The organism is Aliiroseovarius conchicola, assembly GCF_041403445.1.
In the GTDB taxonomy this organism is placed as follows: domain Bacteria; phylum Pseudomonadota; class Alphaproteobacteria; order Rhodobacterales; family Rhodobacteraceae; genus Aliiroseovarius; species Aliiroseovarius conchicola.
In genome coordinates, this window is sequence record NZ_JBGEHL010000007.1 from 155,308 (window position 1) to 179,819 (window position 24,512).

A 24,512-nucleotide genomic window follows, 5' to 3' on the forward strand; every position below is an offset into this window, starting at 1 on the left:
CAAATTTGACCCTGATATGGTCCGCTTCCCCTCCCTCCCTTTGTTCCCTGCGTTGACAGTCCTTGTGCTGCTTGGCCCGCTTGCGGCTGGGTTGTGGGGAACCATCCTGCCCGCGTTTGGACACCTGCCAGCCGCTGGTCAAACCGGGCCAAGCCTCGCGGCATTCCACGCGCTTTTTGACTGGCCCGGCATCGACCAAGCGATCCGCTTGTCGCTTGTCACCGGCTTCGCAGCCTCGATCCTGTCACTGGCCATCACTGCTTTGATCCTTGCCGGTTGGGCGGGCACACGCGGGTTTCGTATCCTCGAACGTCTGCTGTCGCCCTTCCTTTCCGTCCCGCACGCCGCCGCCGCTTTCGGGTTGGCCTTTCTGATCGCCCCATCGGGCTGGATTGCACGCCTGTTTTCGCCGTGGCTGACAGGGTGGGAGCGTCCACCAGACCTGTTGATCTTGAACGACCCGTGGGGGTTGTCGCTCATCGCCGGTATGGTGATGAAAGAGGTGCCGTTCCTGCTTCTCATGTCCATCGCCGCGTTGGGCCAGATCGACGGACGCCGACGCATGGCGCTGAGCCAAAGCATGGGCTACGGGCGCATGTCGGCATGGATGTTCGCAATCTTCCCGGCGGTCTACGCCCGCATTCGCCTGCCCGTTCTTGTGGTGCTGACATGGTCCATGTCCGTGGTCGATGTGGCGGTGATCCTTGGCCCATCAACGCCCCCCACCCTGTCTGTTCAAATCGTGCGCTGGATGTCGGACCCCGACATTGCGTTCCGCCTGCAAGCTGCTGCCGCTGCGTTGCTGCAACTCGCATTGGTGATCGGCGCGGTCGGTCTGTGGTTCCTTGGTGAAAAGCTGGTGGCCCGCGTGGCTTGTGCACGGATCGAGGCTGGCCATCGCGGCCACCATGATCTGCCCCTGCGCGTCATCGGCTTCACCCTTGGCACCGCCACCTCACTCGCCCTGATCTTCGGCCTTCTGGGTCTGATCATCTGGTCCTTCGCCGGCTTCTGGACCTTCCCTGATATTCTGCCCGACCAGTTCACGATGCGCAGCTGGATGCGCCATCGCGCTGGCAGTCTGGACGCCCTTGGCGAAACCGCTCTGATTGCCGCCCTCGCCGTTGGGATCGGCATGCTTCTGACCATCGGCTGTCTTGAGACCGAGGACCGCCGCAATCTGCGCCTGACCGAGCGTGGCATGTGGTTGATCTATCTGCCCCTGATCGTGCCACAAACGGCATTCCTGCCGGGGCTGCAAACCCTGTTTCTGAACTTCGGTTTGGACATGGGCCGCGCGCCCGTTGCCTTTGCCCATCTGGTCTTCGTCCTGCCCTATCTGCGCTTGTCGCTTGAAGGACCGTGGAAGGCGTGGGACCGCCGCCAAGCCACGGTTGCCGCTGCCCTTGGAGCCAGTCCAAACCGCGTTTTGTGGCGTATCCGTCTGCCGATGCTTCTTGCCCCCTTGCTGACTGCCATCGCCGTGGGCGTCGCGGTTTCTGTTGGACAATATCTGCCGACGCTGCTGATCGGCGGTGGTCGGGTTGAGACCCTTACCACCGAAGCCGTCGCGCTGGCATCGGGCGGGGACCGGCGTGCGATTGGTGTCTTCGGGCTGATGCAAACCGCCGCGGCTCTGGTGCCCTTTGCGCTGGCATTGCTGTTGCCCGCCCTGATATGGCGCAATCGAAAGGGACTTTTGAATGGCTGACGGGCTGCATCTGGATCAGGTCGAGATCACGCAATCGGGCGCACGCTTGATGGCCATCGACACCCATGTCGCCCCCGGCGAAGTGCTAACCATCATGGGGCCCTCCGGCGTGGGGAAATCCACTCTGCTGTCTGCCATCATCGGTACACTCGCGTCAGATTTCACCTTGTCTGGCCACATTCGCCTGATGGGCCGCGACCTGATCGATTTACCCCCGGACGAGCGCTGTGTCGGTGTCCTCTTCCAAGATGCGCTGTTGTTCCCGCATCTAAACGTCGGGGCCAACCTCGCCTTTGGTTTGGCCCAGGGCGGCACCAAGGCCGAGCGCCGCGCCAAGATCGACGCCGCCCTTGCCGAGGTTGGGCTGGAAGGTTTCGCCGACCGCGATCCGGCCACACTATCCGGCGGACAACGTGCACGCGTGGCCCTGATGCGGATGCTGCTGTCGGAACCCCACGCACTGCTGCTGGACGAGCCGTTTTCGGGGCTGGACGCAGAGCTTCGTGGGCAAGTACGACGGCTGGTCTTTGAACACGCGAAGGCACGCGCCTTGCCGGTGCTGCTTGTGACCCATGATCGCGAAGATGCGGAGGCCGCAGGCGGTGAGATTATTCAGCTTTGATCGTCAATTGCGAGTCAGGCATCTGTCTTTTAAGACATACCCATCCGGCGCTATCTCAGCCCGAAATTCTGGGTCATGGCTAACCAGAATAATCGCTTGATCCAGCCCTTTCAGGATGTCCACCAGACGCGCATAGTTGTCCGGGTCCAGCGCATTGGTTGGCTCGTCTAGGATCAGCACTTCCGGCTCCATTGCCAGCACGGTCGCCAACGTGACCAGACGCTTCTCGCCACCCGACAATTTATGGGTCACGCGGTCGCGCAGATGCATCAACCCGAGCCGCCCCAACACATCGTCAACAATCGCCAGCGCCTCGTCTTTTGACTTGCCAAGGTTCAGCGGCCCGAATGCCACGTCCTCGGCCACGGTCGGGCAGAACAACTGGTCATCCGCGTCTTGAAAGACAAAGCCGATCCGGCGGCGCAGCTCGTGAAAATCCGCTTCTTCATTGCGCGGCGTTCCGAACGCTGTGATGGTCCCTTGGGTCGGCACCAGCAGCCCCATGATGATCTTCAACAGCGTCGATTTTCCCGCCCCGTTTGGCCCGACAAGCGACAGCCGCTCGCCTGCTTCCAACTGCATGGACGCGCCTTCCAGAACAGGGTCCAGCGTCGGGTACGCAAAGTGGATGTCTGAAAGCTCAATAAGCGGCATAAAGGAACTCGGCCCACACAAGCGTCGCAAGTGCCGCACAAAGCGCAACTGCGAAGATAAAGTCGGTGCGGGTCAGCCGGAACTCTTCCAGCAACACGATCCGACCCGAAAAGCCGCGGCATTTCATTGCCGCCAGAATACGCTCCGACCGTTCAATCGCACGCACCAGCATCATCCCCACCAGATAGCCATAGCTGCGATAGGTGTGCCAATTCGTGCCGGGTCGAAACCCCCGCAGCTTCATCGAGGTACGAAGGCGCAAGTATTCTTCGCGCAGCACGTCGATATAGCGGATGGTGAACATCATCAGATGCACCAACCGCTCGGGTGTCTTCAGGGCAAAAAGCGCGTGTCCCATTGTGACGGGTTCCATCGAGCCAACCAACGTCATTACCGCCAGAATGACCGCGTTGGCGGTCAGTGCTATCTCGGTCGCGCGCCACAGGCCCTCCCACGTGGCATCAAAACCCCAGATCGTAAAAATGGGCGTGCCGGGCATCGTGAAAGGCAATAAAACAAGCATGAAAATGATGAACCCGTCCATCATCGCCATCCGCTTCAGCGTCTTTTGAAACGGCAGGCCCGAGATCGCCAACAGCCACATTGACAGGATCAGCGCGCCGGATAAAACCCGCAGATCAGACAGGCTAACCACGGTAATGGCATAGATCACCGTCAGCACAATCCGCATGCGCGGATCAAGCCCAGTGACCGCCGATCGAAGACCACCGAACCCGGCAAAGGGTTTGTCGTCACCCGTCAGAACATAGGTCATTTGCTCCCCTCCAGCTTGCGACGCGCGGCGATGTAGAAGCCCAGACCAAACAAGCCGACGATATAGCCAATGCCCCCCAGAACGGACTGGAAGTTCGACTTGTTCTTGAACGCGGTCAATTCCTGTCGGATCGGGCGCAACTCGGTGCGTAGCATCGCTGCGAACTCAGCGCGCGCATCATCCGACAATCCAGACGCCATCACAGGCGCGGTCTGAGGCTGACCTGCCAGAACCGAGGCGCCGGCGGACGCATCAGCGGCCCCCTGCCCCATCAGACCTGCCACCTCGGCGGCGGGCATGATCACCTCGGCGATATGTCCTGCACCAAGATCACCCCGAAAAATGTGCGTCACCGGTTGGGTTGGAGTGAACAGAAAAAACCCATCGGCATCGGTTTTCGTCTCGCCCAGTTTGGCCCCGCTTTCATCAAACACTTCCACAGCCAGGTCAGTGGCCATTTCACCGTTTGAAAACCCGATCTCGCCCTCAATCGCATCGCCAGACGGAAACACCGAGGCGATGACGTTATGGGCCATTGCGGGCAGCGGCATCAGGCAGGTCAGTGTCACTAGAAGAATTCGGATCATGCCCATCCCCCCTTTGCGTCTGAGAACAGCTCGGGTTTCACGCGGCGCGCCAGGAAAATGGCGGCACCGGTCAGTAGCGCCTCGATGACCATCACAGGGATATGCGCCACAAAAACGAGCTTTGCGGCGGTAACAAATTCATCTCCCGACAGGGCCAGCGAAATGGCCACTGCAACGGTGGTTGCCGCAATCGCGATACCGCCACCAATGCCGCCCCAGATCGCACCTTGCATTGGCGTGCCACGGGCGACCAGCGGGCGGAATGCCAGACCGACCAGCACGGCGGGTAATGCGATGTTCACCGCATTGACCCCTAGCACCGTCAAACCTCCGAACCCGAAAAACACAGCTTGCAACAACAGACCAACAAACAGAGCCGGAAACGCCGCCCAGCCCAGCACGATCCCCGCCAACCCGTTCAGGATCAGGTGGACCGAGCTTGGCCCGATTGGCACATGGATCAGCGAGGCCACGAAGAAGCTGGCCGACAGAACACCTGCCGCCGGAATACGTTCCAGCGGCAAATGCTTCAGCCCGATGGCCAGCCCGCCCACGGTCAACACCGCGCCCCCGATCAACACGGGGTTAGACAGGGCGCCGTCTACGATATGCATGACGGTCCCTTCACTTCAGATCCTCGGCCTTGATCCAGATAACCGCATCTTGGGACAGCTCTTTGCCCTCATGCTCTTTCGCAGGGCCTGATCCGAGGGCCGCAAAACCCCAATAGCCCGCCTTCGGAATACCGAATGTGAAAACGCCGTTCTGGTCAGCAATAGCAACAATCGCGCCGCCTGCCATTGGTTGCACCGTGGGCGCGGTGGTTGAGAACGCATCTAGATCCGGCTCGGCCGCCATATACTCGACTTCGATCTCTGCACCCGGCACAGGTTTGCCATCGGCCAGCACCTGACCCGAGAATGTCGATCCGACAATCACGTTATAAGGTTTGTTCAGCGGCAGGATTTCGGTGGGCAAGCCAACGGGCTGATCCCAATCCGTAGGCAGCGTGTTGCGGTTCAGTACGACCTTGGTGATCTGCTGAATGAAGATGTCTTCGCTTTCTTCGTAATACGGCGCAGGCACCGTCACGACCACATAGTCGCCCGAACGTTTCACCGGCACAGAGGCTTTGAACGCAGCCGCCTCGTTCGCGGCACCTTTGAAGGTCACAGGCTCTAACCGATCCGACAGATCAGTCTTTTCGCCATTGTGCACCATGAAGAATTCGACCGGCTGGCCCATATCCATCACATGGCCGTTCTCAAACGGATGCCAGAAGATCAGACCCATGGGCACATCGCCCGGACGGTCGATCATCGCCTCTTCGGTATAGTTCAATTGGAAATGTGCTGCCGCGGCAGCGGGTAGGAAAGCGGCCAGAGTAGCGGCCAGTAGACAAGTTTTCATGTCGTCCTCTTTGGGTACGCAGACAAATGCCTGCAATAAAGAAGGAACAACGGGGATAATGGCTCGGGAGGGTCTGGTGACCGCCGGGCCAGACGCTCACCCCGGCGTCCGGTGGAATTGGGCAAATGCCCAGCGTCCGGCAGGTCTCCTGACTCGCGGGTCATAGCTTGGCTGGCCTTCCCGGGCGTGGCCCAGTGACATATTCAGCTTCGCTCGCCGCTCACAGTTGCGGGGGCAGTCACGGTTTTGGCGCCTAATGGCTACACCTCACCGTATTCCCTATTACTACCGCGGTGCCTCTGCACACACGGAACCGATCGCAAGACTTCCATGTCAGATAGGCGCCTGATGAGTCAAGCAAATGCACCGAGTTGAAGGGGTCGCAGACAGGCATATATAGGTCGCGAAACATCGCAACCTATTGAAAATTTTCAATTTTTTCTAAGCAAAAAAGTCAGCTTCCGCGGTAGGTAGAATACCCATAGGGGCTCAGCAACAACGGTACATGGTAATGCGCGGCTTCGGCCATACCAAAGCGCAACGGAACCTGATCCAAAAACAAGGGCTCCGCCCCGTTTTGCCCGGACGCCCGCAGATAGTCACCAGCATGAAACACCAGCTCATATGTCCCGATCTCAAACTCGCCCGTCGGCAATATCTGCTCGTCCGTGCGCCCATCATCATTTGTCACAAGCGAGCGCACCAAAGCGCGCGTCTCGCCCTCGATCCGGTAAAGATCAATCTGCAACCCTTCCGCAGGGCAACCCTTGGCCGTGTCGAGTACATGGGTCGTAAGATATCCAGACATTTGCGCCTCCGTTTTGTCGTCGGGCCAGTATGGAGCGACACAGGAGGTTGGGCTAGTGGATATTTGACGGTGGTAGTAATCAGATAGTTATGGGGATGCGAAAGACAATGGCTGCTTTGCGGGACTTTGCTGCCGTTGGTTTCTTCGACAACCCTCGTGAACCTCGGTAGGATTGTCAGCGCCAATGCTGAGAAAGGAACCCGCTACCATGCCAATGCCTTGGACATATCGGCACGCCTCAAAGGAGTGGCGCGCTTTCCTTGATGACGTGAAAGAGCGCATGTCCCTTGAGTCAGACAACATGGCTTACACGGCGGTTGATGCGGTTTTCCAAGTGTTCAGGCGTCGCTTGAACGCTCAAGAGGGATTGGAATTCGCAAGTGTTTTGCCGAGTGTACTTCGTGCAATTTTTGTTCAAAATTGGGATGTTACGGAGCCTCGCACGGCATTTGAAAACCGAGAGACGCTCATTTCTGAGGTCCAAAATGTGCGTGTGAACCACAACTTAACGCCCGACAATGCGATTGAGGCAACGGCATGGGCGGTTCGGCGCTGCACGAATGGAAGAGACTTCGAACGCGTTTTGGCCAGGCTCCCAGTTGAAGCGCGGGCCTTTTGGCATGTCGACGTTGCCGATCCTGCCGAGCTGGAGCAACGGATAATATAACTGTGTTGCGGCATTCGGTAGGTAAGGGCTCAATCCCGCCCTTCGCCCCCCAAGAACACCCCATCACGCAAGTTCTTCGTCGGTCAGCAACTTCGACGATACCGCTCTGCCCAGTCCCGGCTCACCAAATCTGAAAGTCGCGCCGTAGGAACATCAACTATGTCCGCCAACGCTGCGTCCAAACCTAAGGCCTTTAATATCCGCGCCAACGTTTTTGCAGGATCGTTCGCAAGATCATCATAGTAAACCCGGCGCGGTTCAATTCCCTCGCGCGCAAACCAATCGTGCCAAGCCTGATCTAAGCCAGAGAGGTTCATCATATGACGTTCGATTGCTTCTGGGTCATAAATTGGATCGCGCGGCTCTGATAAACGTTCCAGCTCGCGCCCATCAGCCGACTTGTGCCAAAGACCGGTCTGTTCGGCTTTGACCCGCGATATCGCCTGCTCCAGCTTGTTCTGACGCGTGAGGTAGATAAACAGCGTCGACCCGAAAGTGGCCTCGATGCGGGCCAAGTCGGTTTCGGCATCTGGAACAAGCATCGCCAGCTGAGACATGAAGTAGTCGAAGCTGTCCCTTTGCAATCGCAGGCCAAACACCCCCGTGTCGGCCGATCCAGTTTGTTGGGCAGCATCGACCACTGCCTGCACCCTTTCACGATCCGAGCCGTAGTCACCCCACACCAGCTCATGGGCCTCGACCCACCGTTCAAGCGATGGCACATGAAAATAGGACTCCGGTTTGCCCGCACGGCCCGTGGCAGACAGGAGCCCACAAAGCATCGTGCTTCCACTGCGTGGCGTGGTGCAGATGACGTAGGAATTATACCGAGATGTCATTGATATGGTCGGTCATTGCTGGTGCTTTTGATACTTCCAGTCAGTAACGCCGGTTATGGGCCCAAAAAGCAACCCGCCGCATGCCAAACCGTGCCACAAAGACGCGACCAGCGACGGGTTGCCCATTTGGATCCGCTCCACTCACAGTAAAGCACCCCCAAACACCAAAGGATATCAGTTCTTGCAGTCGGGAAATACCGCCACGAAAGAACATCCGTTGATCCACTCAGATGAAAACACGAGGCCCGCCGCTGATCCCTCAGCCACGAAAGCCTCGTGCCATTACCATACGCCCACCCCCAGATTGGACATGATCAACATCCGCCAAAGCCGATGATTGATCCGTGAACCCCTGCCAAGCAGCAATTCGGGAATTTCCCTAAAATTGAGAAAACGTTCGGCAACTTAAATTCCCTGATAAAATATCGTGGCTTCAATACCTAAAGTTTAGAAAACACCGGGCAGAAATTCATACCCAACATTGGGTAAAAGTTAACGAGCGAGGTGCTTTTCCGCCTCGCTCAGCGCTTCTTGCCAGTGTCGGAAAAAGATCAACTGCCCGCTGTCATCGAAAACCCGGTAGTCAATCCAGTCGTGATCGTGCTGGAACTCCTCCAATGTTGCCACGGGAACCTGCGGATCATGGGTGCCGTTGAAAAATACGACCGGTAACTTCCCGCGCAGCGCATTGACCATCGGGGTCCAGTCGCTTTTCTGTTCGCCCAGAACCATTCGCGAGAACGCCTCGTGCGAGCTATGATCATCTGTCAGGGCAGTTTCAGACCCGGTCACCATCGCCTCGAATACCTCGGGATCTTCGAACGTGTCGACGTCAGCTTGGCAATTTCCGTAAACCGCGTGGATGAAGCCACGCTTGCCGATCTTACGCGCCAAATAGAACCCGGCCTTCACCATAAACGGCAACAGATGGGGCGTGTATTTCGCGCCCGCCAGAATAAACCGGTGCCATTTCTCCATCCGCTCATATTGTTCGCGCCGCGTCATCGGCAGGATGCCTCCGCAGGCGACAATCGCGGAAACGCGGGTCGGGTCCTGATAGGCCAACTTCATCGCATAAAAGCTGTCGGACCCCAGACTGATGATCGGACAGCGCGCAACACCTTCGGCATCAAGTATCTGCAATGTGTCCTGCGTTGCCGCCACATCATAATCCTGCTTTTTGGCGACCATATCAGACAGACCATAGCCCGCGCGGACCGGCACGATCACCCGAATGCCACGGCGTTCGGCCTCGGCCTCCGCAGAGGCAGGCCAGCGCACAAGGCCGTAGTCCAAAGGTAGGAACAACATCGGTGTTCCGTTTTCGGCACCAAGTGTCAGGTAGTCCAGGCGCCGACCGTCTGGTGTCGTCAGGCTTTTGAAAGGTTGCTCTTTCAGCGTGGCGTACCCGCGGCTGATCAGGCGTGGCCCGGGATTGGCGTCCATCGTCAAGTTCGACATATCCATCAACGACAGCGCCAACCGCACCAGTTCGATCTGGGAACGTGTCTCTGTCTTCGACAAGATCGACTTGATCTGCGCGCGCACCGTATCGACCGACCGACCGCGCTGCTCTGCAATCTCTTTGACGGAACAACATTCGACCAGTGACTGCACCACATCCGCCTCGGCAGTGGTCAGATCGAAGGCGCGCTTCAGAATATCGCTAAACCCATTAGGGCAGCTGACTTCAGATGACGCCGCCAGAATATAGCGCTCTCCTGAACCAACTTGCGTCACCTGCAAACGGACGACGATGAAGTGCCCTTTTTCGCGCGAGCGAAGCCGTAGAACTGCGGCGCGTTGGGTCAGCCCCGCAAACAGAGTTCGCGACGTGGCAAGGATGCTGTCGACATCTTCAGCATTCACCAACATTGACGCCAAGGGCGTCTTGACCTTCAGGCCCAGCAACGCCCCCGCCGCCGGGTTGGCCGCTGCCACGAAATGGCTGTCATCGAATAAAAAGGCCGCAACTTTGTCAAAAGGTGCCAGCGCCGCGTCCAGTTCGTCTTGGGTACTGCTTTGATCCAGCCGATCCAGAAAGGCCCCCGCACGGTCAAAATGGCTGGAAATTGTTGTGTCATCCAACAGACGGGGCGACGCGAAATCGGCCCCCTCTCGCAGCGGCGCGACGGCCGTTTCCCACAGGTCCAACAGCGTCTCATAACGCGTCGGATCAAGTGCGACATCGTAAAGTCGCTCGATCGCTTCGTCTCGTGTTTTTCCCGTCAGACTGTCTTCACGCGTCTGATTAGATCCGGTTCCCCGTTCCATTTCATGTATTCCGGTTTGGCCCCCGTCGGTGTGACCGACCGTTATACGATAGCCGCAATCCCGCGATCGACCAAGGCTTCGGCAGTCAAACTTGGCTGATTTGACGCAAAATTGACGTGATCACCTAAAGCACATCCAACGAGACTTTGACCCGATCCATAACCACAGCGGTCTTAAATCGACTTATATTGCTTTCCTCAAAGAAATATTCCTGCGTAAACGCCTCATATTCCTGAATATCCTTTACGTTGAGGATCAGAACAAAGTCTCCCTCACCGGTGGTATAATAGCATTGCTGAACGGCAGGGGCTGTACGCATCTTGCGCTTAAACGTGTCCAGATGGGACCGATTCTCGCGCTCCAAAATGACCTCAACTATGATGGTCATCTCTCGACCCAGCTTGTTGGGCGAGACGACGGCGATTTCTTTTTCAATGACACCATTCGCGCGCAGTTTTTGTAGACGCTTCTGAACCGCGGGCGGCGACAGGCCGACATCCTGACTGATCGCCTCTGCGGTTAAACGTGCATTTCCTTGCACAAGACGGAGTATATCAAGGTCTTTGGCGTCCATATCCGTTTCCAATCACCAACTCGTTGCAATGCGATGAATTTCATCGCAGTTGTCGTAAATGATACCACAATCAGACGCAATTCCCGATATTCTTTAGCAATACACACCACGAGGACGCGATGACTGATTTTGCCGCCCGACTAACCGCACTGCGTCGGGATTTTCACCAACATCCAGAGCTTGGCTTCGCCGAAGATCGCACCAAGGCAGAGGTTGCGAAACGGCTAACCGATCTTGGGATCGAGGTGCATCAGGGCGCTGGGGTTGTCGGCATTCTTCGCAAGGGTCAAGGCAACCGCGCCATCGGTCTGCGCGCCGACATGGACGCGCTGCCAATCAACGAGACGTCGACACATGACTACCCGTCATACACCCCCGGCACGATGCATGCGTGTGGCCATGACGGTCACATGACCATGCTTTTGGGCGCGGCGGAACGGCTGGCCACCGAAGGCGAATTTGACGGCACCGTTGTGTTTATTTTTCAGCCGAACGAGGAACACGGGCTGGGCGCGAAGGCGATGATCGACGAAGGTGTGTTAGACGCCCATCCGATTGACGAGGTTTACGCCATCCACAACTTGCCGGGCGCGCCGGTTGGGCAAGTCTCGACCCGCACCGGTCAGATATGCGCCAGCGAAAGCCTGTTTGAAATCACGATCAATGGTCAGGGCGGTCATGCCTCGATGCCTCAGGTGGGCGTTGACGCCATCACCGTTGGGGCCGAGATGGTCACCGCCCTGCAAACCATCGTGTCGCGTAAACTTGCCCCTGATGCTGGCGCCGTGGTGTCTGTCACCGAGTTCATCACCGATGGTCAGCGCAATGTTTTGCCGGGTCATGCGGTATTGAAGGGCGACGTGCGCACCCGCCAACCTGATGACCGAAAAGCTGCTGAACGCTTCATGCGTCAGATCGCTGGAGGCATCGCGGCGGCGCACGACGTCGAGGTCAGCGTCAGTTTCAACACCGAGTTTGTCGAGGTGATCAACACCCCCTCCCCGACCCAAGCCGTCTATCGCGCGGCGGACGCCGCCGGGCTGGAGCTGATCCGCGAACGCCCTCCGATGAGCTTTTCCGAAGACTTCGCCCATCTTTCAAACGCAGTCCCCGGCTGCTTCCTGTTGATGGGCAATGGGCAGGACGGGCCAAACGGCCAGCCGCTCCATGCCTCCGACTATGATTTCAACGACGCGCTTCTGCCCATCGGCGCGAATTTCTGGGTCGAGCTTGTGCGCGACCGCCTCCCCGCTCGATAAGACCCGCTCGAAAGGACTGATCATGAAAGATACGTTTGCCGCCGCCGACCTGCACCACATTGCCGTGCCCCCTGCCAGTGGTGACGCTGCCCATCGGGTTCTGTCGGAAAAGGACTTCGTTGACAGCTGGGCCGAGATCACGCAGTGGGACGGCTACGCGCCGACCCCGTTGGTGTCGCTGTCTGGTCTGGCGGGTCAAATCGGTATCGGTCGCATCGACTATAAACACGAAGGTCCGCGTTTCGGGTTGGGCAGCTTCAAGGCGCTTGGTGGCGCTTATGCAGCCATGCGCGTGTTGCAGCGCGAACTGGGTGAACGGTTGGGCCATGCCGTCACGCTCGAGGACATCCGCAAGGGCGTCTATGCGGACGCGTGCAGCCAGATCACCTTGAGCTCGGCCACCGATGGCAACCATGGCCGATCACTGGCGTGGGGCTGCCAACGCGTGGGCGCACCATGCAAGATCTATATCCATGCCGAGGTCAGCGAAGGCCGCGCGCAAGCGATGCGCGATCTCGGTGCCGACGTCGTGCGGATCGATGGCGATTACGACGAGTCCGTCAACCTCGCCAAATCCGAGGCCGAAGAAAACGGCTATTTCGTTGTGTCTGACACCTCGTGGGAGGGTTATTCAGAGCCACCCCGCGATGTGATGGCAGGCTATGGCGTGATGACCCGCGAAGCGTGCGAGGCGATGGGCGCCGCCCCAACCCATGTGTTCCTGCAAGGTGGCGTTGGCGGCTTGGCGGCCTCGGTCGCAGCCTTTCTGCGCCAGTATTGGGGCGAAAAAACCCCGCGCGTTGTAATTGTCGAACCCGATCTTGCTGCCTGTCTTTACGAAAGCGCCCGCAAGGGTGCCCCGACAGTTGTGCAGATCAACGAAGAAACCATCATGGCGGGGCTGTCTTGTGGTGAGCCATCCGAAATGGCGTGGGACATCTTGCGCGAAGAAGCATCCGATTTCGTGACCATGCCCGACAGCATCGTCGCCCCTACGGTTCGCCTGCTGGCAAACGCAGAAAGCGGTGACGAAAAGGTCGAAGCCGGCGAAAGCGCGGTCGCTGGCCTCGCCACTCTGATCGCCGCCATGCGCGATGCAGATATGGCCGAGGCGTTGGGACTGAACGCATCTTCGCGGGTCATGCTAATCGGGTCCGAAGGCATCACAGACCCCGCGATTTTCGCAGCCATCATGGGTGGGGCAGATCATGTCTAGTCCCGCGCGCGGCTTTCCAGAGGATGAGTTCGCCACCCGCACCGCCAACGCCCAAGCGCTGATGGCCAAAGACGGGTTGGCCGGGATGTTACTTTTGACAGAACCAGAGGTGCGGTATTTCTCGGGCTTCCACACTCTGTTCTGGCAAAGCCCAACCCGCCCGTGGTTCTCGTTTGTGCCTGCCAGCGGCAAACCCATCGCGATCATCCCGGAAATTGGCGCGGCGCTCATGCGCACCACGTGGATCGAAGATATCCGCACATGGTCCGCCCCTGCGCCGGAAGATGACGGGATTAGCCTGCTGACCGAATTGCTCACCCCCCTCGCCCAACAGGGCGCGGCAATTGGCGTTATGAAGGGCCACGAGACGATGCTGCGCATGCCCCTTGGCGACTACGAACGCCTGATGGCGGGACTGCCCGGATTGCGCATCCAAGACGCCACCGGGATCGTTCGCAGCCTGCGTATGGTGAAATCCGAGCGTGAGATCGAGAAGCTTTCCCACATCTGCGCCATCGGCTCGCGCACATTCGGTAACGTGCCGACTTTCGCTCATGAGGGCCAACCTTTCGAAGACCTGTTCCGTGCCTTCCGCCGCGAGGCTCTGACGCAAGGCGCGGACGATGTGCCTTATCTGGTCGGCGGCGCGGATCAGGGTGGCTATCACGACGTGATCTCGCCCCCTACCCCGCGCCCACTCGCAAAGGGCGATATCGTAATGCTGGACACCGGTGCCACATGGGATGGGTATTTCTGCGACTTCGACCGCAACTGGGCCATAGGCCACGCCGACGATGCATCGCGCCGCGCCTATGACGTGCTCTGGCGCGCCACCGAAGCCGGGATCGAGGCCGCAAAGCCCGGCACCACCTGCCGCGAACTGTTCCGCGCTATGCAGAATGTGATTGCTGAGTTGGGCGATCAGGGCGGCGATGTTGGGCGCTTGGGTCACGGCTTAGGCATGCAACTGACCGAATGGCCGTCACACGCCGCCTTCGATGACACGGTGATTGAGGACGGCATGGTCCTGACCCTTGAACCCTCGCTTGGTTACAGCGCCGGGCGGATCATGGTACATGAAGAAAACATTGTGGTGCGCGCAAGTGGAGCTGAGCTTTTGACCACCCGCGCCGCACCAGAGCTTCCAGTGATTTAGGAATCGCTTATGAAACTCGACTTCGACACTGATGACGGCATCGGCACCCGCGCCAATCTGGGCGTGATCGTTCTGGAAACGGACGAGACGCTGGAAAGCGAGTTTCGCCGGATGTTGGATTTGGACGGCATCGCGCTCTATCATTCGCGCATCCCGATGGTGCCTGAAGTTCGGCCCGAGACATTGGCGCGGATGCTCGACGACATGCCCGCGTCAGCGCGTCTTTTGCCGCCGTCGCTTGACTTCGACGTGATCGGATATGGCTGCACGTCGGCCTCAACCGTGATCGGGTCCGACAAAGTGGCCGCGGCGATCCAATCCGTTTGCCCCACCGCGCGCGTTACCGACCCACTGGCGGCCATCATCGCCGCAGGGCGCCACCTTGGCGTCAAACGGCTCGGCTTCATCACGCCCTATGTGGCATCAGTCTCCGAACGAATGCGCGAACGTTTAGAGGGCGCCGGATTCCAAATTGCAGGCTTCGGCTCGTTCGAAGAAGGAAGCGACCCCATCGTCGCGCGCATCTCTGAAGCTTCCATCATCGCCGCCGCCGACCACGTCGCAGCCGATGCCCATCCTGATACTCCCTGTGACGCCATCGTCATCTCTTGCACCAACCTACGCTGCCTGTCGATCATCCCAGAGATCGAAGCACGCACGGGCGTTCCGGTTCTTTCGAGCAATCAGGCTCTGGCGTGGCACATGCTTAGGCTCGCGGGGATTGAGGACACGCACGAAGGGATGGGACGGCTGTTTGAGGGGCGATAGTCCGAAGTGACGAGCCCGAGCGGGTTTAACTGTCATAACAATCGCTGCCCAACGGTGATCGATTTCGCCTTATTCTCCCCTTTATATTAACATCCTTGTCGTTTACACAACCTAAAGTAAAGCTGTCTAAGCTAACAGTTGGCTGGCGTAATGGTACGAGAATGACGAGTAAGAAAGACACTGAAAAACGCGATCGAAGATCGATGACACCTCGCGGGGTTGCGGACCCTCAAAAGGGTCCCATCAAGCCTGTTTCTACGGATAGCCTGCGAAAGATTCTGTGCACGCTGAATGACAATCCGAAGGACACAAAGTAAGTGCCGACCTACACCGTGACCGCATATCAATGGGCTGGGTTCACTACCTATCCGACATCGTTCGAGTTAACGGTTGATGACGATGATGCGCAGCTTGATTGGTTTGGTGGGGACACCGGAACAGCGCAAACAGCCACGTTCGGCGGCTCGACCTATACCATCAACGGTGCTGGCCTTCTTCCGTCCAACATTCAGGACAATGATGGCGGTGGTGGCACCTCAAGCGAAGAACTTCTGTTCATGAGCCTGAATGGCTACGGTTGGGTATTCGTGCCAATGCCTGGATCGGCCTTTTCAGAAGGTGACCAAATTCTAGGCTGGACAACAGGCACATGGAGCGACACCGATGGTGTGGAGCACTCGTCCGTGATCTGTTTTACAGGTGGCTCAAAAGTCTCAACACCATTCGGTGATCGCAAGATAGAAGATCTGGTAATCGGTGACCTCGTTCTGACAAAAGACAACGGCCCGCGACCGATAAAATGGATCGGAGCACGGACTGTCTCCAGCGCCGAACTTGTGATCCATCCCAAGCTTCGACCCGTTATCATTCCGCGAAACTGCTTTGGTCCGGGTGTTCCAAATGACGACATTCAGCTTTCACGGCAGCATCGCATCCTGATCGAAAGACAGAATCTGAAAAACCTATTTGGGCAAAGCGAAATGTTACTGCCCGCCATCGGCCTTGAAAAAGCGAGCAAAGCCCAGATTGATGGCTCATGTGTTGCAGTAACCTATTTTCACGTACTTTTTGACGATCACCAGATTATCACTTGCGACGGTCTTCAGAGCGAGAGCTTTTACCCTGGTACTTTTGGTGTTTCCTGCATGGCCGATAAAGCCCGAGCCGAGATGTTCAATCTGTTCCCGGACCTCTGTGGAAATCTGGATTCCTACGGCCCTCCGGCACGCTCTGTATTGAAGCCGAAACACGGGCTGCAAGTATTCAGCTAGTGCTTATCGGTGGCCAATTTTACCGCCGCTCCGTTCGAAGCGACGGCAGGTTTTCTCGTTTGCGGCGCGTATCAACACGGCCGCAGAACACACGTCCTCAGCGCCTCCTAGGCGCGTGACAAAACGCTTGCCGGGCGCGCCTTGGCCAAAGCGGCTGTCAGCATCCCTGCAATTGCGGCTTTCAGAAGGTCTCCGGGGATGAATGCGGAGACCAAAGCGGTCGCCTCAAACGGTGTTTTGCCAAGCACAATCGACAGGCCCGCGATCCCAAAGATGTACAGCACGATGATCCCGCCGATCACAGCAGCGATACCGGCGCTAATCGCAAGTGGCCCAACGCGCCATTTCTCGGTGATCAACCCTGTGACAAACGCCGCGATGGGGAATCCGACCAGGAACCCAGCAGTTGGGCTTGTGAAGACACCCAGGCCACCGCGACCACCCGACAGAAGCGGCAGACCAACAGCAACCAGCAACAAGAACAGCAGCACAGCCAGCGCACCGCGCTTGGCCCCCAGAACTGTCCCGCACAGCATGATGCCAAGGCTTTGGGCCGTAATCGGAACACCGAATGGCAGCATGATTTGTGGGATCAGCCCAAGTGCCGCGATCAACGCCGCAAACAGAGCAATTAGGGTAACGTTTCTTTCCATGTCTCTTAGTCCTTCATGGCTTCAAATCCGCCGCGCGCGCGCAGCGCTTCGGCGATGTGGTCCGCGTCATCTAACGCAAGGACCGTAAACGGGAGGATGATGCGCCAGCCAGGCCGGCGCGGGGATCGGGCGCGCCATGCGTCGATCAATTTCGTGCCTTTTGACAGCAACACGGGCGTAAAGCGGATGACCAAGGCAATCGCGGTCTCAAGGTATTCGGTTTTCAAACCCAATGCCCGCAGCGGTGTGGCGAGCCAGCGCACCACCGCGATCAGTTCGGACAGCTGAGTGGTCATTGTGACCAGAGTGGCAAGTCCAACCGCCGTGACCATCCGCAAGATGATCATAGCCCCGTCTCCCGGGGTTCGCGTGATCAGATGATACAGCGTCAGGATTGCCACAAAGGGCCACAAGACCTTCAAAGCCCGCAGCCCAGCGTGGAAGAACACCTGCCCCGGCAGTCGATAAAGCACAGCCATACCCGCAAACGCTGCAACCAGAACCAAAAGGCTCTGCGTTTTGAACAACAACACCGTCGTCACGCACAAAGCCGCCAGCTTCACCCCAGCAGGCCAGCCATGCGCACGGGTCCTAACGGGAGAGGTCAGAGATATCATCGCTCTCTCCTTGTCGTGTCATCTCATCCGCGAAGGCAGCCAGCACATCGCGCGCAGCCCCCTGCCCTTTCAGCACGCCGCGTTCCAGCCAGATCACCTCGTCATAGTCGGACAAGTCGCTGGGATCGTGCGAGACATGCACAAGCGTGCCCTCATAGCGATCCAGATATCGGGCCAGCTGCATCCGTGTTGGAATATCCAGACCGGCGAACGGTTCATCAAGGATCAGGATGCGTGGCATCATCGCAAGGATCGACATCAAGCAAACCAACTGCTTTTGCCCTTGCGACAGGTTATTCACGTGTTCGTCGCGCCAATGGGCTTTGCCAAACTGCGCCAGCACCGCGTCGGCAGCACCGTCAGGATCGTCCTGCCCCATCTGGCGCAGTCCAAAGGCGACCTCTTCAATCACAGTTGGGAAAATGATCTGGTGATCGGGGTTCTGAAACAGGATGCCGACCAACGCCAAAGCCGCACGACGGTCCTTCGCGGGATTAATCCCGTCGATCATCACAGTGCCAGAGGTCGGTGCAATCAGCCCTGCCAGCAACCGAGCAAAGGTGGTTTTCCCCGACCCGTTGCGCCCAATGACGCCGATCCGGCGCGCAGACAGGTCCAAGGACAGGCCCGACAGGATCACATGCGCGTCGATCGTATGATCGACGGCGGCGAATTTGATCCCAGCCGTTGTGATCGCGTCCTTCACCAGAGCGTCAGCCTTTTTGCCATCCGTTGCGGGCCTATTATCGGGCTGCGGCAAGGAATGCAGCAAGAAACTGACCTGACCGTGTTTCTACCCCCCATTGTTTCAGGCGCAGAACTGACGCGTAAGCGCCTCCCACTGGCGGCGGGTCACATCGCGATCCTCGGCCACCATCCAGTATGAGTTCTCGGACGGCAAAGACGCCTCAGACAGCCGCACCAGCCGCCCGTCAGCCAACAAGCCTTGCACCAAGGGCAACGACGCGAGCAGAACCCCCGCCCCAGCCTCTGCCCCCGTCACAGCCGCCGTAAACGTATCAAACCGGACATGAGGCACCGGCGTCGGCGCGTCCCCCGTCGCTTTCGCCCAGTCATGCCAGCCCACACGTGGGCCCGACAGGCCCAAACGTGGTAAATCCTGCCAGCCCCCCTGCCCCGCCGTCTTCAGCAGGTCCGGTGCGGCCACTGGCGCCAAGGCTTCGTCATAAAGTCGCGCGCGATACGCAATGTCCCAATCCCCATTGCCATAGCGTACCCGAACACCCGCCATTCCCGGACCATCTTCGGACGCCAGCACCATGGTTTTGAAGCTTAGCTCGACCTGTTCACCCAGCGAAAACCCCGCCAAACGCGGCGCGATCCACAATTGCAGAACAGACGCGCTGGCCCACAAAGTCACCCGCCGCCTTTGAATGCCAAACAGCTCCTCCGAGCTTTGGCGCAGCGTCCCAAGCGCGTGGGTGACATAAGGCAGCCATGCCTCGCCTTCGACCGACAGAACCACACCGCGCGGCTGGCGGATAAACAGGGTCGCGCCCAACCGAGCCTCAAGATTGCCAATTCGCTGGCTGATCGCGGCCTGTGTTAGACCCGTTTCCGCCGCCGCTGCGGTGAAACTGCCCGTGCGACCCGCGGCCTCGAACGCGCGGACCCAATCGAGGGGTAGATTTGAAAGTGGAGCGTTAACCATAAGGACATCCATATCTCAGGGGCGTTTCCTCTAAATTGTGCTTATCTATTATTCGGGGGATGCTGTCAGCGAAAAATATCAGCAAGAAGGCCACCTAACGATGTTTCAGGCAGCACACTCTTCCGATGGTCAGGTTCTGACCCTCGCCACCCCAAACGGCCCCCTTCGCTTTCACGCCATGTGGCTGCGCGACAATGCATGGGACGCAGACACCCGCGCGCCCGGCAATGGCCAGCGCTTGGTCGCGCTACGGGACATCCCGGCGAACACAAAAATCACCGGCGCGACAGTAACCGGCGATCAAATCAACATCACCTTCACCCCCGAAGACAAAACCATCACCTATGACGCCAATTGGCTGATCGACAACACCTATGACCGCCCTGCCCCGTCCAATTCCGGCTGGATTGGTGACGGGTTAGAGACGTGGGACGCCAAACTGATGGGCGCGGTCCCTACCGGCGACTTCTCGGCCATGACCAATGGCGGCGCACCCCTTCGCGACTGGCTCGCTCTGGTAAACCGCTACGGGTTCGGCAAGCTGGTGAACGCCCCGATCGAGGACGGCGCGCTGTTCAAGGTGGTCGACCTGTTCGGCTATGTCCGCGACACAAACTACGGCCCGAAATTCGAGGTCCGCACCGAAGTGAACCCAACCAACCTCGCCTTCACCGGTTTGGGTCTGCAAGCCCACACCGACAACCCGTATCGCGACCCGGTGCCATCCGTTCAAGTGCTTTACTGCCTCGAAAGCTCGGCGGCGGGCGGTGAAAACATGGTGGTCGACGGGTTTGCCTGCGCAGAGCGCTTGCGCGACGAAAACCCTGACTATTTCCGCGTCTTATCCGCTTATTGCGCCCGCTTTGAGTACTCAGGCGAAGCCGATGTCTGCCTGCAATCACGCCGCCCAATGATCGAACTCGCCCCGGACGGAGAACTTGTCGCGGTGCGGTTCAACAACCGCTCGCTTGGTGCCGTCACCGACGTTCCGTTCGACGAAATGCAAACCTACTACGCCGCCTACCGCCGTTTGGGCGAAATCATTGACGATCCCGCCATGGAAGTGACCTTCCGACTGGAACCCGGCGAGGCATTCGTGGTCGACAACACCCGCGTCCTGCACGCCCGCAAGGCCTATTCCGGCACCGGAACCCGGTGGCTTCAGGGCTGTTATTCCGACAAGGACGGGCTACGCTCAACCTACGCCGCCATGTGCCGCGCTGACAGCTTGGAGGCAGCAGAATGAAACCCGATATCGACCAACTGACCCCCGACAACATCGTCGACTTCATCGGCGGCATCTTTGAACGCCGCGGCGGCGAGGAATATCTGGGCGAACCCGTCACCATGGCCGAACACATGCTGCAAGGCGCGACCATCGCCGAACAGAACGGCCAAAGCGAAGAAATCATCGTCGGCGCGCTGCTGCATGACATTGGCCACTTCACGTCCGAATTCGGCACCTACCATCCCGACGACACCGAAGACCGCCACCACGAAGACGCAGGCGCCGAAGTGTTGGAGCAGTTCTTTCCAAGCGTCATCACCGATTGCGTGCGGTTCCACGTCGCTGCAAAGCGATACCTTTGCGCGACGAAGCCCGCGTATTTCAAGCGGCTCAGCGCAGCGTCAGCGCATACGCTAGAGCTTCAGGGCGGGCCGATGTCAGCCGAAGAAGTCGCGGCGTTCGAGGAAAACCCAAACCTCGATCAAATCATTGCGGTGCGGTATCTGGACGAAGCCGGAAAACGCGACGATATGGAGACGCCGGACTATTGGCACTTCGCCCCGATGGTGCAGAGGATGGTCGACTTGCATGTGGCGGGGGGTTAGGCCCCGGCCCTGCTGGGTGTTTGTGCGATGCCCGCTTTGCGGACTTTGTTGACATTCGCTGCACTAACTCCAAGGTCCGTTGTCACGTTAATGCTGAGGTAAGAATACATTGGAACTTCCTATATTTGAGTATTTCCCTGACCCAATCGGGAATGGTTGTATGATTGAGAAAAACAGTAGATGCGCGTGTTGTGAGAAGGATAGAGACGTCATGTACGTCGGTCCCATTTACTGTGTGGATAACGTAAGCGAAGTTTGCCCATGGTGTATTGCCGACGGGTCTGCTGCGGCAAAGTGGTCAGCGAGCTTCAATGATCTCTACGATATACCCGAAGGCGTTCCTCAACATGTTGTTCGAACAATAGATTCACGAACCCCGGGTTACTCGACCTGGCAGGGAAATAGGTGGTTGTTCTCGCAAGATGATGCCCTCGTGTTCGTAGGTGAAGTGATCGGTTCAACTATTGTAGCGAAAAACGAAACGGAGAAAATTAATGCGTGCCGCAATGCTCTGGTTGACTGGAATTTTCCCAGCGACTTTGATCTGTCCAACGTTGTGATCGGGGGGCAGCCTGCGATTTATCTGTTTCAAGACAAAGGGACAGCGGAATACAAAGCCTACGCTGACATGACTTAGCTGATTTTAACTATCTGACATTCGCCGCAGTACAGAAAATCAGTAAATTGGGCTCCTTCAGGACATTCTAACTTCCTTCAATGCGTAACTCATTACCTTAAATCACTCCACAACTCCCAAACCCATCAGTGTCTGATAGCAACCTCCCCCACGCTGCCATCCACCGACTGACACGCATAAAGGATACGCGCTCTGAAATGCGTATCAACGTAATCCGCATGAAACCGGCTGGGCGCTTTCAGGATCAACTTTGCACCTTCTCGCGCCTCTCGCGTTAAGGCTCGGAACCAGGCGTTGAACAGGGTCTGATCCTCGGTGTGTAGAAGGGTCTGCACTGTCGACCACTCGGTTCCGTCGGACATGTCAGGTGGCGGCGCATCAGCCTCCCCTGCCCCGCCACGTGACCCGCCGACCGGCAGCGGCACGACGTTGTCATCCTTGGCCTCGTCGCGCGTCATGCGCTGTTCATAGTCCGGCCCGATCGCGGCCCACTGATCGCGCGTGGTGCGCAGGATCTTCTCAATGTCGAGTTGATATTGCGTGACCCGCCCCCGCGATCCCTGTCGCTTGACGACCAGCCAGCCCATCGCGCGGAGCTTGGCCATCTCTCGTTTCACGGTGCGTTCATCGACCGACCACAACCGCGCAATTTCGCGCTGGCCCACAGTCAGTTCGTTACGGACCCAATTGTATCGCGCTGTGACCAAGGTCATCAGACGCAACACCAACCGTTGCGGTCCCTTCCCTTCGGCCAAGGCATAAGCGCCCATTGCCGTGAGAAGATCATATTTCAACGCGGCCGCATGACGACCCGTTGCCCTGAGCTGCTGCATACCGCCCTCGGCTTGCCTGTTCTGTCCGCATTCGCGGTTGCCTCGATTCCGGAGAGTGTCCGGCCCGGATCTTTGCCCGGATGTGTTATCATTTGCCGAATCTAACATTCGGTCATTGGAAGGCATATTACGTCGAACTCAACGCTTTTGCCAACTCTGTTATGATTTGCGTCCTTGGGTGCGATTCTGTCAAGCCCCCTCATCTTCTGGACCCTAAAACCTATTCAAATCAAAAAAGAATAAGGGTTTATTGGTATAGGGGGACACGCTGTATGTCTCCTATTACAGGATAAATGTCCCCTATTGCCCTCAAATAGCACATCTTGTGTCCCTCTATTCAAGCGTGGATACATGCGCTTCAGGGAAAATCGTTTAAAAACAATGCTGTCCCCTTGGGGCGGTGCCTTGCCGCCCAATCCGCAATTCCCTTTTGCTTTTTTGCCGAATTCCGCGTAAATCAGAAAGCACAGATAATTTACGTCCTATAAGAGCAGGAGTCAGGATGTTTACCCACGAAGATTTGGCGCAATTGCAGGCACAATCGCTCAAAATGCAGGGATGGATCAGGCAGCAAACATACTCCCCCGAGATGGAAAAGACATTGCGCCGCTTTTCGTCATGGGAGGTGGCCGAGCTGATCTTTAAGGTCAATCAGTCGACCTTGCGCGGACGTCTGGCCGCTGACCCGTCCCTGCCCCAAGGGCTGGTCGAAGGCGACGGGCGTCAGCGCTGGTATACGTTGGAAGAAATCAACGAGCTGCGCCGACGCACCCGCATCAACCGAAAATCTCTGATGCCGAAGCGTCCCGATAACAAGCGTGCGATTCGTGCGGCGATTGCGAATTTCAAAGGTGGTGCGGGCAAATCCACCGTCGCGCTCCACTTCGCGCACGCCGCCGCGCTGGATGGCTACCGCGTTCTTTGCGTGGATTTCGACCCGCAGGCGACGCTAAGCCATTCCATGGGGCTGACTGACGTGGCCGAGGAATACACCGTTTGGGGCGTCATGGCGCGCGACCTCATTCAGGAAACCGAGCGGATGAACAACGTGGTGATGGGTGCCGAAAGCGGAACCGCCCTGCCCCAACGTCGTCTACCGGCCGCGATCACAGATATGGGTCTGTCTGACCTGCGCAATTCAGATTTCATCAAGCCGACTTGTTGGCCAACGATCGACATCATCCCCAGCTGCGCCAACGCGGCGTTCGTTGAATTCGCATCCGCGCAGTATCGACATGTAAACCCGGAATGGTCGTTCTTTGCGGCTGTCTCGCGCTTCTTGGATGGCCTGGCGGACGACGCCTATGACATGATCATCTTTGATTGCCCGCCCGCGATTGGCTATCAATCGATGAACGCGGTCTTTGCGGCTGATGTGCTCTATATCCCATCAGGCCCCGGCTATTGGGAGTATGACAGCACCACGTCTTTCATCGGCCAGTTGTCCGAGGCGCTGGAAGATTTGGCCCGTTTCACCAACTCTGTCCCCGCGGGGACAATGTCGCTTCCCAAGATATTTGCAGACGTCCGTTTCCTGCTGACGCGTTATGAGACATCCAACGATTTGCACCGCGCGATGCGGACGGCATTTGGTAAGGTTTTTGGGGAACGATTGGCTGAACATCCAATCGAGATGACGCGCGCCGTTGAACAATCCGGCCGCTTCCTAAGCTCGA

The 24,512-nt window shown here is 58.0% G+C and carries 26 protein-coding genes and 1 riboswitch; of the genes, 12 read left to right on the forward strand and 14 right to left on the reverse strand.

Going from position 1 to position 24,512, the window contains the following annotated elements; translation table 11 throughout:
- Positions 1 to 16 precede the first annotated feature (16 nt).
- Both V6N04_RS13095 and V6N04_RS13100 read left to right on the forward strand, forming a co-directional pair.
- On the forward strand, positions 17 to 1,711 hold the full coding sequence (locus tag V6N04_RS13095; RefSeq protein WP_371170634.1) for an ABC transporter permease: 1,695 nt from the start codon (positions 17 to 19) through the stop codon (positions 1,709 to 1,711).
- Positions 1,704 to 2,333 (forward strand): ATP-binding cassette domain-containing protein, encoded by a 630-nt coding sequence (locus V6N04_RS13100; protein ID WP_371170635.1) that lies wholly within the window; start codon positions 1,704 to 1,706, stop codon positions 2,331 to 2,333. Before V6N04_RS13095 ends, V6N04_RS13100 begins: the two co-directional genes overlap by 8 nt.
- Before the next feature lie 3 nt (positions 2,334 to 2,336).
- Here V6N04_RS13100 and V6N04_RS13105 read toward each other — a convergent pair whose 3' ends face one another.
- The 6 genes from V6N04_RS13105 to uraH form a co-directional block, all read right to left on the reverse strand.
- Entirely contained in the window at positions 2,337 to 2,987 is a 651-nt protein-coding gene (locus V6N04_RS13105) for an energy-coupling factor ABC transporter ATP-binding protein (RefSeq protein WP_371170636.1), read from the reverse strand.
- Complete coding sequence (cbiQ, locus tag V6N04_RS13110) at positions 2,974 to 3,762, reverse strand: cobalt ECF transporter T component CbiQ (protein WP_371170637.1); 789 nt, start codon at positions 3,760 to 3,762, stop codon at positions 2,974 to 2,976. The genes V6N04_RS13105 and cbiQ overlap by 14 nt, the downstream gene beginning before the upstream one ends.
- On the reverse strand, positions 3,759 to 4,349 hold the full coding sequence (locus V6N04_RS13115) for a cobalt ABC transporter permease (protein WP_371170638.1): 591 nt from the start codon (positions 4,347 to 4,349) through the stop codon (positions 3,759 to 3,761). The genes cbiQ and V6N04_RS13115 overlap by 4 nt, the downstream gene beginning before the upstream one ends.
- Positions 4,346 to 4,963: a cobalt transporter CbiM gene (cbiM, locus tag V6N04_RS13120; protein ID WP_371170639.1), complete on the reverse strand. Its 618-nt coding sequence runs from the start codon at positions 4,961 to 4,963 to the stop codon at positions 4,346 to 4,348. The genes V6N04_RS13115 and cbiM overlap by 4 nt, the downstream gene beginning before the upstream one ends.
- Before the next feature lie 10 nt (positions 4,964 to 4,973).
- Positions 4,974 to 5,759: a DUF4198 domain-containing protein gene (locus tag V6N04_RS13125; protein ID WP_371170640.1), complete on the reverse strand. Its 786-nt coding sequence runs from the start codon at positions 5,757 to 5,759 to the stop codon at positions 4,974 to 4,976.
- 121 nt (positions 5,760 to 5,880) lie between these two features.
- A riboswitch (cobalamin riboswitch) is annotated at positions 5,881 to 6,092 on the reverse strand.
- Positions 6,093 to 6,213: 121 nt separating this feature from the next.
- Positions 6,214 to 6,567: a hydroxyisourate hydrolase gene (uraH, locus tag V6N04_RS13130; protein ID WP_371170641.1), complete on the reverse strand. Its 354-nt coding sequence runs from the start codon at positions 6,565 to 6,567 to the stop codon at positions 6,214 to 6,216.
- A gap of 214 nt (positions 6,568 to 6,781) precedes the next feature.
- Between uraH and V6N04_RS13135 the strand changes: the two genes are divergently transcribed.
- Positions 6,782 to 7,234: a DUF2267 domain-containing protein gene (locus tag V6N04_RS13135; RefSeq protein WP_371170660.1), complete on the forward strand. Its 453-nt coding sequence runs from the start codon at positions 6,782 to 6,784 to the stop codon at positions 7,232 to 7,234.
- Positions 7,235 to 7,317: 83 nt separating this feature from the next.
- Here V6N04_RS13135 and V6N04_RS13140 read toward each other — a convergent pair whose 3' ends face one another.
- The 3 genes from V6N04_RS13140 to V6N04_RS13150 all read right to left on the reverse strand — a co-directional run bounded on the left by V6N04_RS13140 (position 7,318) and on the right by V6N04_RS13150 (position 10,921).
- Positions 7,318 to 8,073: a Stf0 family sulfotransferase gene (locus V6N04_RS13140; RefSeq protein WP_371170642.1), complete on the reverse strand. Its 756-nt coding sequence runs from the start codon at positions 8,071 to 8,073 to the stop codon at positions 7,318 to 7,320.
- A gap of 492 nt (positions 8,074 to 8,565) precedes the next feature.
- Complete coding sequence (locus V6N04_RS13145) at positions 8,566 to 10,347, reverse strand: bifunctional helix-turn-helix transcriptional regulator/alpha/beta hydrolase (protein WP_371170643.1); 1,782 nt, start codon at positions 10,345 to 10,347, stop codon at positions 8,566 to 8,568.
- Between the two features lie 124 nt (positions 10,348 to 10,471).
- Entirely contained in the window at positions 10,472 to 10,921 is a 450-nt protein-coding gene (locus V6N04_RS13150; RefSeq protein ID WP_371170644.1) for an Lrp/AsnC family transcriptional regulator, read from the reverse strand.
- Positions 10,922 to 11,040: 119 nt separating this feature from the next.
- Here V6N04_RS13150 and V6N04_RS13155 point away from each other — a divergent pair, with 119 nt between their 5' ends.
- The 5 genes from V6N04_RS13155 (at position 11,041) to V6N04_RS13175 (ending at position 16,591) form a co-directional block, all read left to right on the forward strand.
- Positions 11,041 to 12,180: an amidohydrolase gene (locus V6N04_RS13155; protein ID WP_371170645.1), complete on the forward strand. Its 1,140-nt coding sequence runs from the start codon at positions 11,041 to 11,043 to the stop codon at positions 12,178 to 12,180.
- A gap of 22 nt (positions 12,181 to 12,202) precedes the next feature.
- Positions 12,203 to 13,396 (forward strand): diaminopropionate ammonia-lyase, encoded by a 1,194-nt coding sequence (locus V6N04_RS13160; protein WP_371170646.1) that lies wholly within the window; start codon positions 12,203 to 12,205, stop codon positions 13,394 to 13,396.
- Complete coding sequence (locus tag V6N04_RS13165) at positions 13,389 to 14,552, forward strand: M24 family metallopeptidase (protein WP_371170647.1); 1,164 nt, start codon at positions 13,389 to 13,391, stop codon at positions 14,550 to 14,552. Before V6N04_RS13160 ends, V6N04_RS13165 begins: the two co-directional genes overlap by 8 nt.
- A gap of 9 nt (positions 14,553 to 14,561) precedes the next feature.
- A complete protein-coding gene (locus tag V6N04_RS13170) occupies positions 14,562 to 15,320 on the forward strand; it encodes a maleate cis-trans isomerase family protein (RefSeq protein WP_371170648.1) in 759 nt (252 codons plus the stop codon).
- Positions 15,321 to 15,637: 317 nt separating this feature from the next.
- The gene (locus tag V6N04_RS13175) at positions 15,638 to 16,591 is read left to right on the forward strand and encodes a Hint domain-containing protein (RefSeq protein WP_371170649.1); all 954 of its coding nucleotides are present in this window, start codon (positions 15,638 to 15,640) and stop codon (positions 16,589 to 16,591) included.
- 107 nt (positions 16,592 to 16,698) lie between these two features.
- Here V6N04_RS13175 and V6N04_RS13180 read toward each other — a convergent pair whose 3' ends face one another.
- Genes V6N04_RS13180 through V6N04_RS13195 form a run of 4 tightly spaced genes read right to left on the reverse strand, consistent with a single transcriptional unit; the run spans position 16,699 to position 19,533 of the window.
- On the reverse strand, positions 16,699 to 17,244 hold the full coding sequence (locus V6N04_RS13180) for a biotin transporter BioY (RefSeq protein ID WP_371170650.1): 546 nt from the start codon (positions 17,242 to 17,244) through the stop codon (positions 16,699 to 16,701).
- 5 nt (positions 17,245 to 17,249) lie between these two features.
- Positions 17,250 to 17,861 carry an energy-coupling factor transporter transmembrane component T family protein gene (locus V6N04_RS13185; protein WP_371170651.1) on the reverse strand — a complete coding sequence of 204 codons (612 nt, stop codon included), beginning with the start codon at positions 17,859 to 17,861 and terminating at the stop codon, positions 17,250 to 17,252.
- Positions 17,836 to 18,633: an energy-coupling factor ABC transporter ATP-binding protein gene (locus tag V6N04_RS13190; protein ID WP_371170652.1), complete on the reverse strand. Its 798-nt coding sequence runs from the start codon at positions 18,631 to 18,633 to the stop codon at positions 17,836 to 17,838. The genes V6N04_RS13185 and V6N04_RS13190 overlap by 26 nt, the downstream gene beginning before the upstream one ends.
- Before the next feature lie 36 nt (positions 18,634 to 18,669).
- Positions 18,670 to 19,533, reverse strand: coding sequence for a LysR family transcriptional regulator (locus tag V6N04_RS13195; RefSeq protein ID WP_371170653.1), 864 nt, complete (start codon positions 19,531 to 19,533; stop codon positions 18,670 to 18,672).
- A gap of 100 nt (positions 19,534 to 19,633) precedes the next feature.
- Here V6N04_RS13195 and tmpA point away from each other — a divergent pair, with 100 nt between their 5' ends.
- The 3 genes from tmpA (at position 19,634) to V6N04_RS13210 (ending at position 22,003) form a co-directional block, all read left to right on the forward strand.
- A complete protein-coding gene (gene tmpA, locus V6N04_RS13200; protein WP_371170654.1) occupies positions 19,634 to 20,779 on the forward strand; it encodes a 2-trimethylaminoethylphosphonate dioxygenase in 1,146 nt (381 codons plus the stop codon).
- A complete protein-coding gene (gene tmpB / locus V6N04_RS13205) occupies positions 20,776 to 21,366 on the forward strand; it encodes a (R)-1-hydroxy-2-trimethylaminoethylphosphonate oxygenase (RefSeq protein ID WP_371170655.1) in 591 nt (196 codons plus the stop codon). Before tmpA ends, tmpB begins: the two co-directional genes overlap by 4 nt.
- A gap of 109 nt (positions 21,367 to 21,475) precedes the next feature.
- The gene (locus V6N04_RS13210; RefSeq protein WP_371170656.1) at positions 21,476 to 22,003 is read left to right on the forward strand and encodes a CbrC family protein; all 528 of its coding nucleotides are present in this window, start codon (positions 21,476 to 21,478) and stop codon (positions 22,001 to 22,003) included.
- 125 nt (positions 22,004 to 22,128) lie between these two features.
- On the opposite strand, the gene V6N04_RS13215 is transcribed toward V6N04_RS13210, so the two are convergent.
- Positions 22,129 to 22,836: a DnaA N-terminal domain-containing protein gene (locus tag V6N04_RS13215; protein ID WP_371170657.1), complete on the reverse strand. Its 708-nt coding sequence runs from the start codon at positions 22,834 to 22,836 to the stop codon at positions 22,129 to 22,131.
- 502 nt (positions 22,837 to 23,338) lie between these two features.
- On the opposite strand from V6N04_RS13215, the gene V6N04_RS13220 reads away from it, so the two are divergent.
- Positions 23,339 to 24,512 (forward strand): AAA family ATPase (locus V6N04_RS13220; protein WP_371170658.1); only part of this gene is annotated, 1,174 nt, incomplete at its 3' end.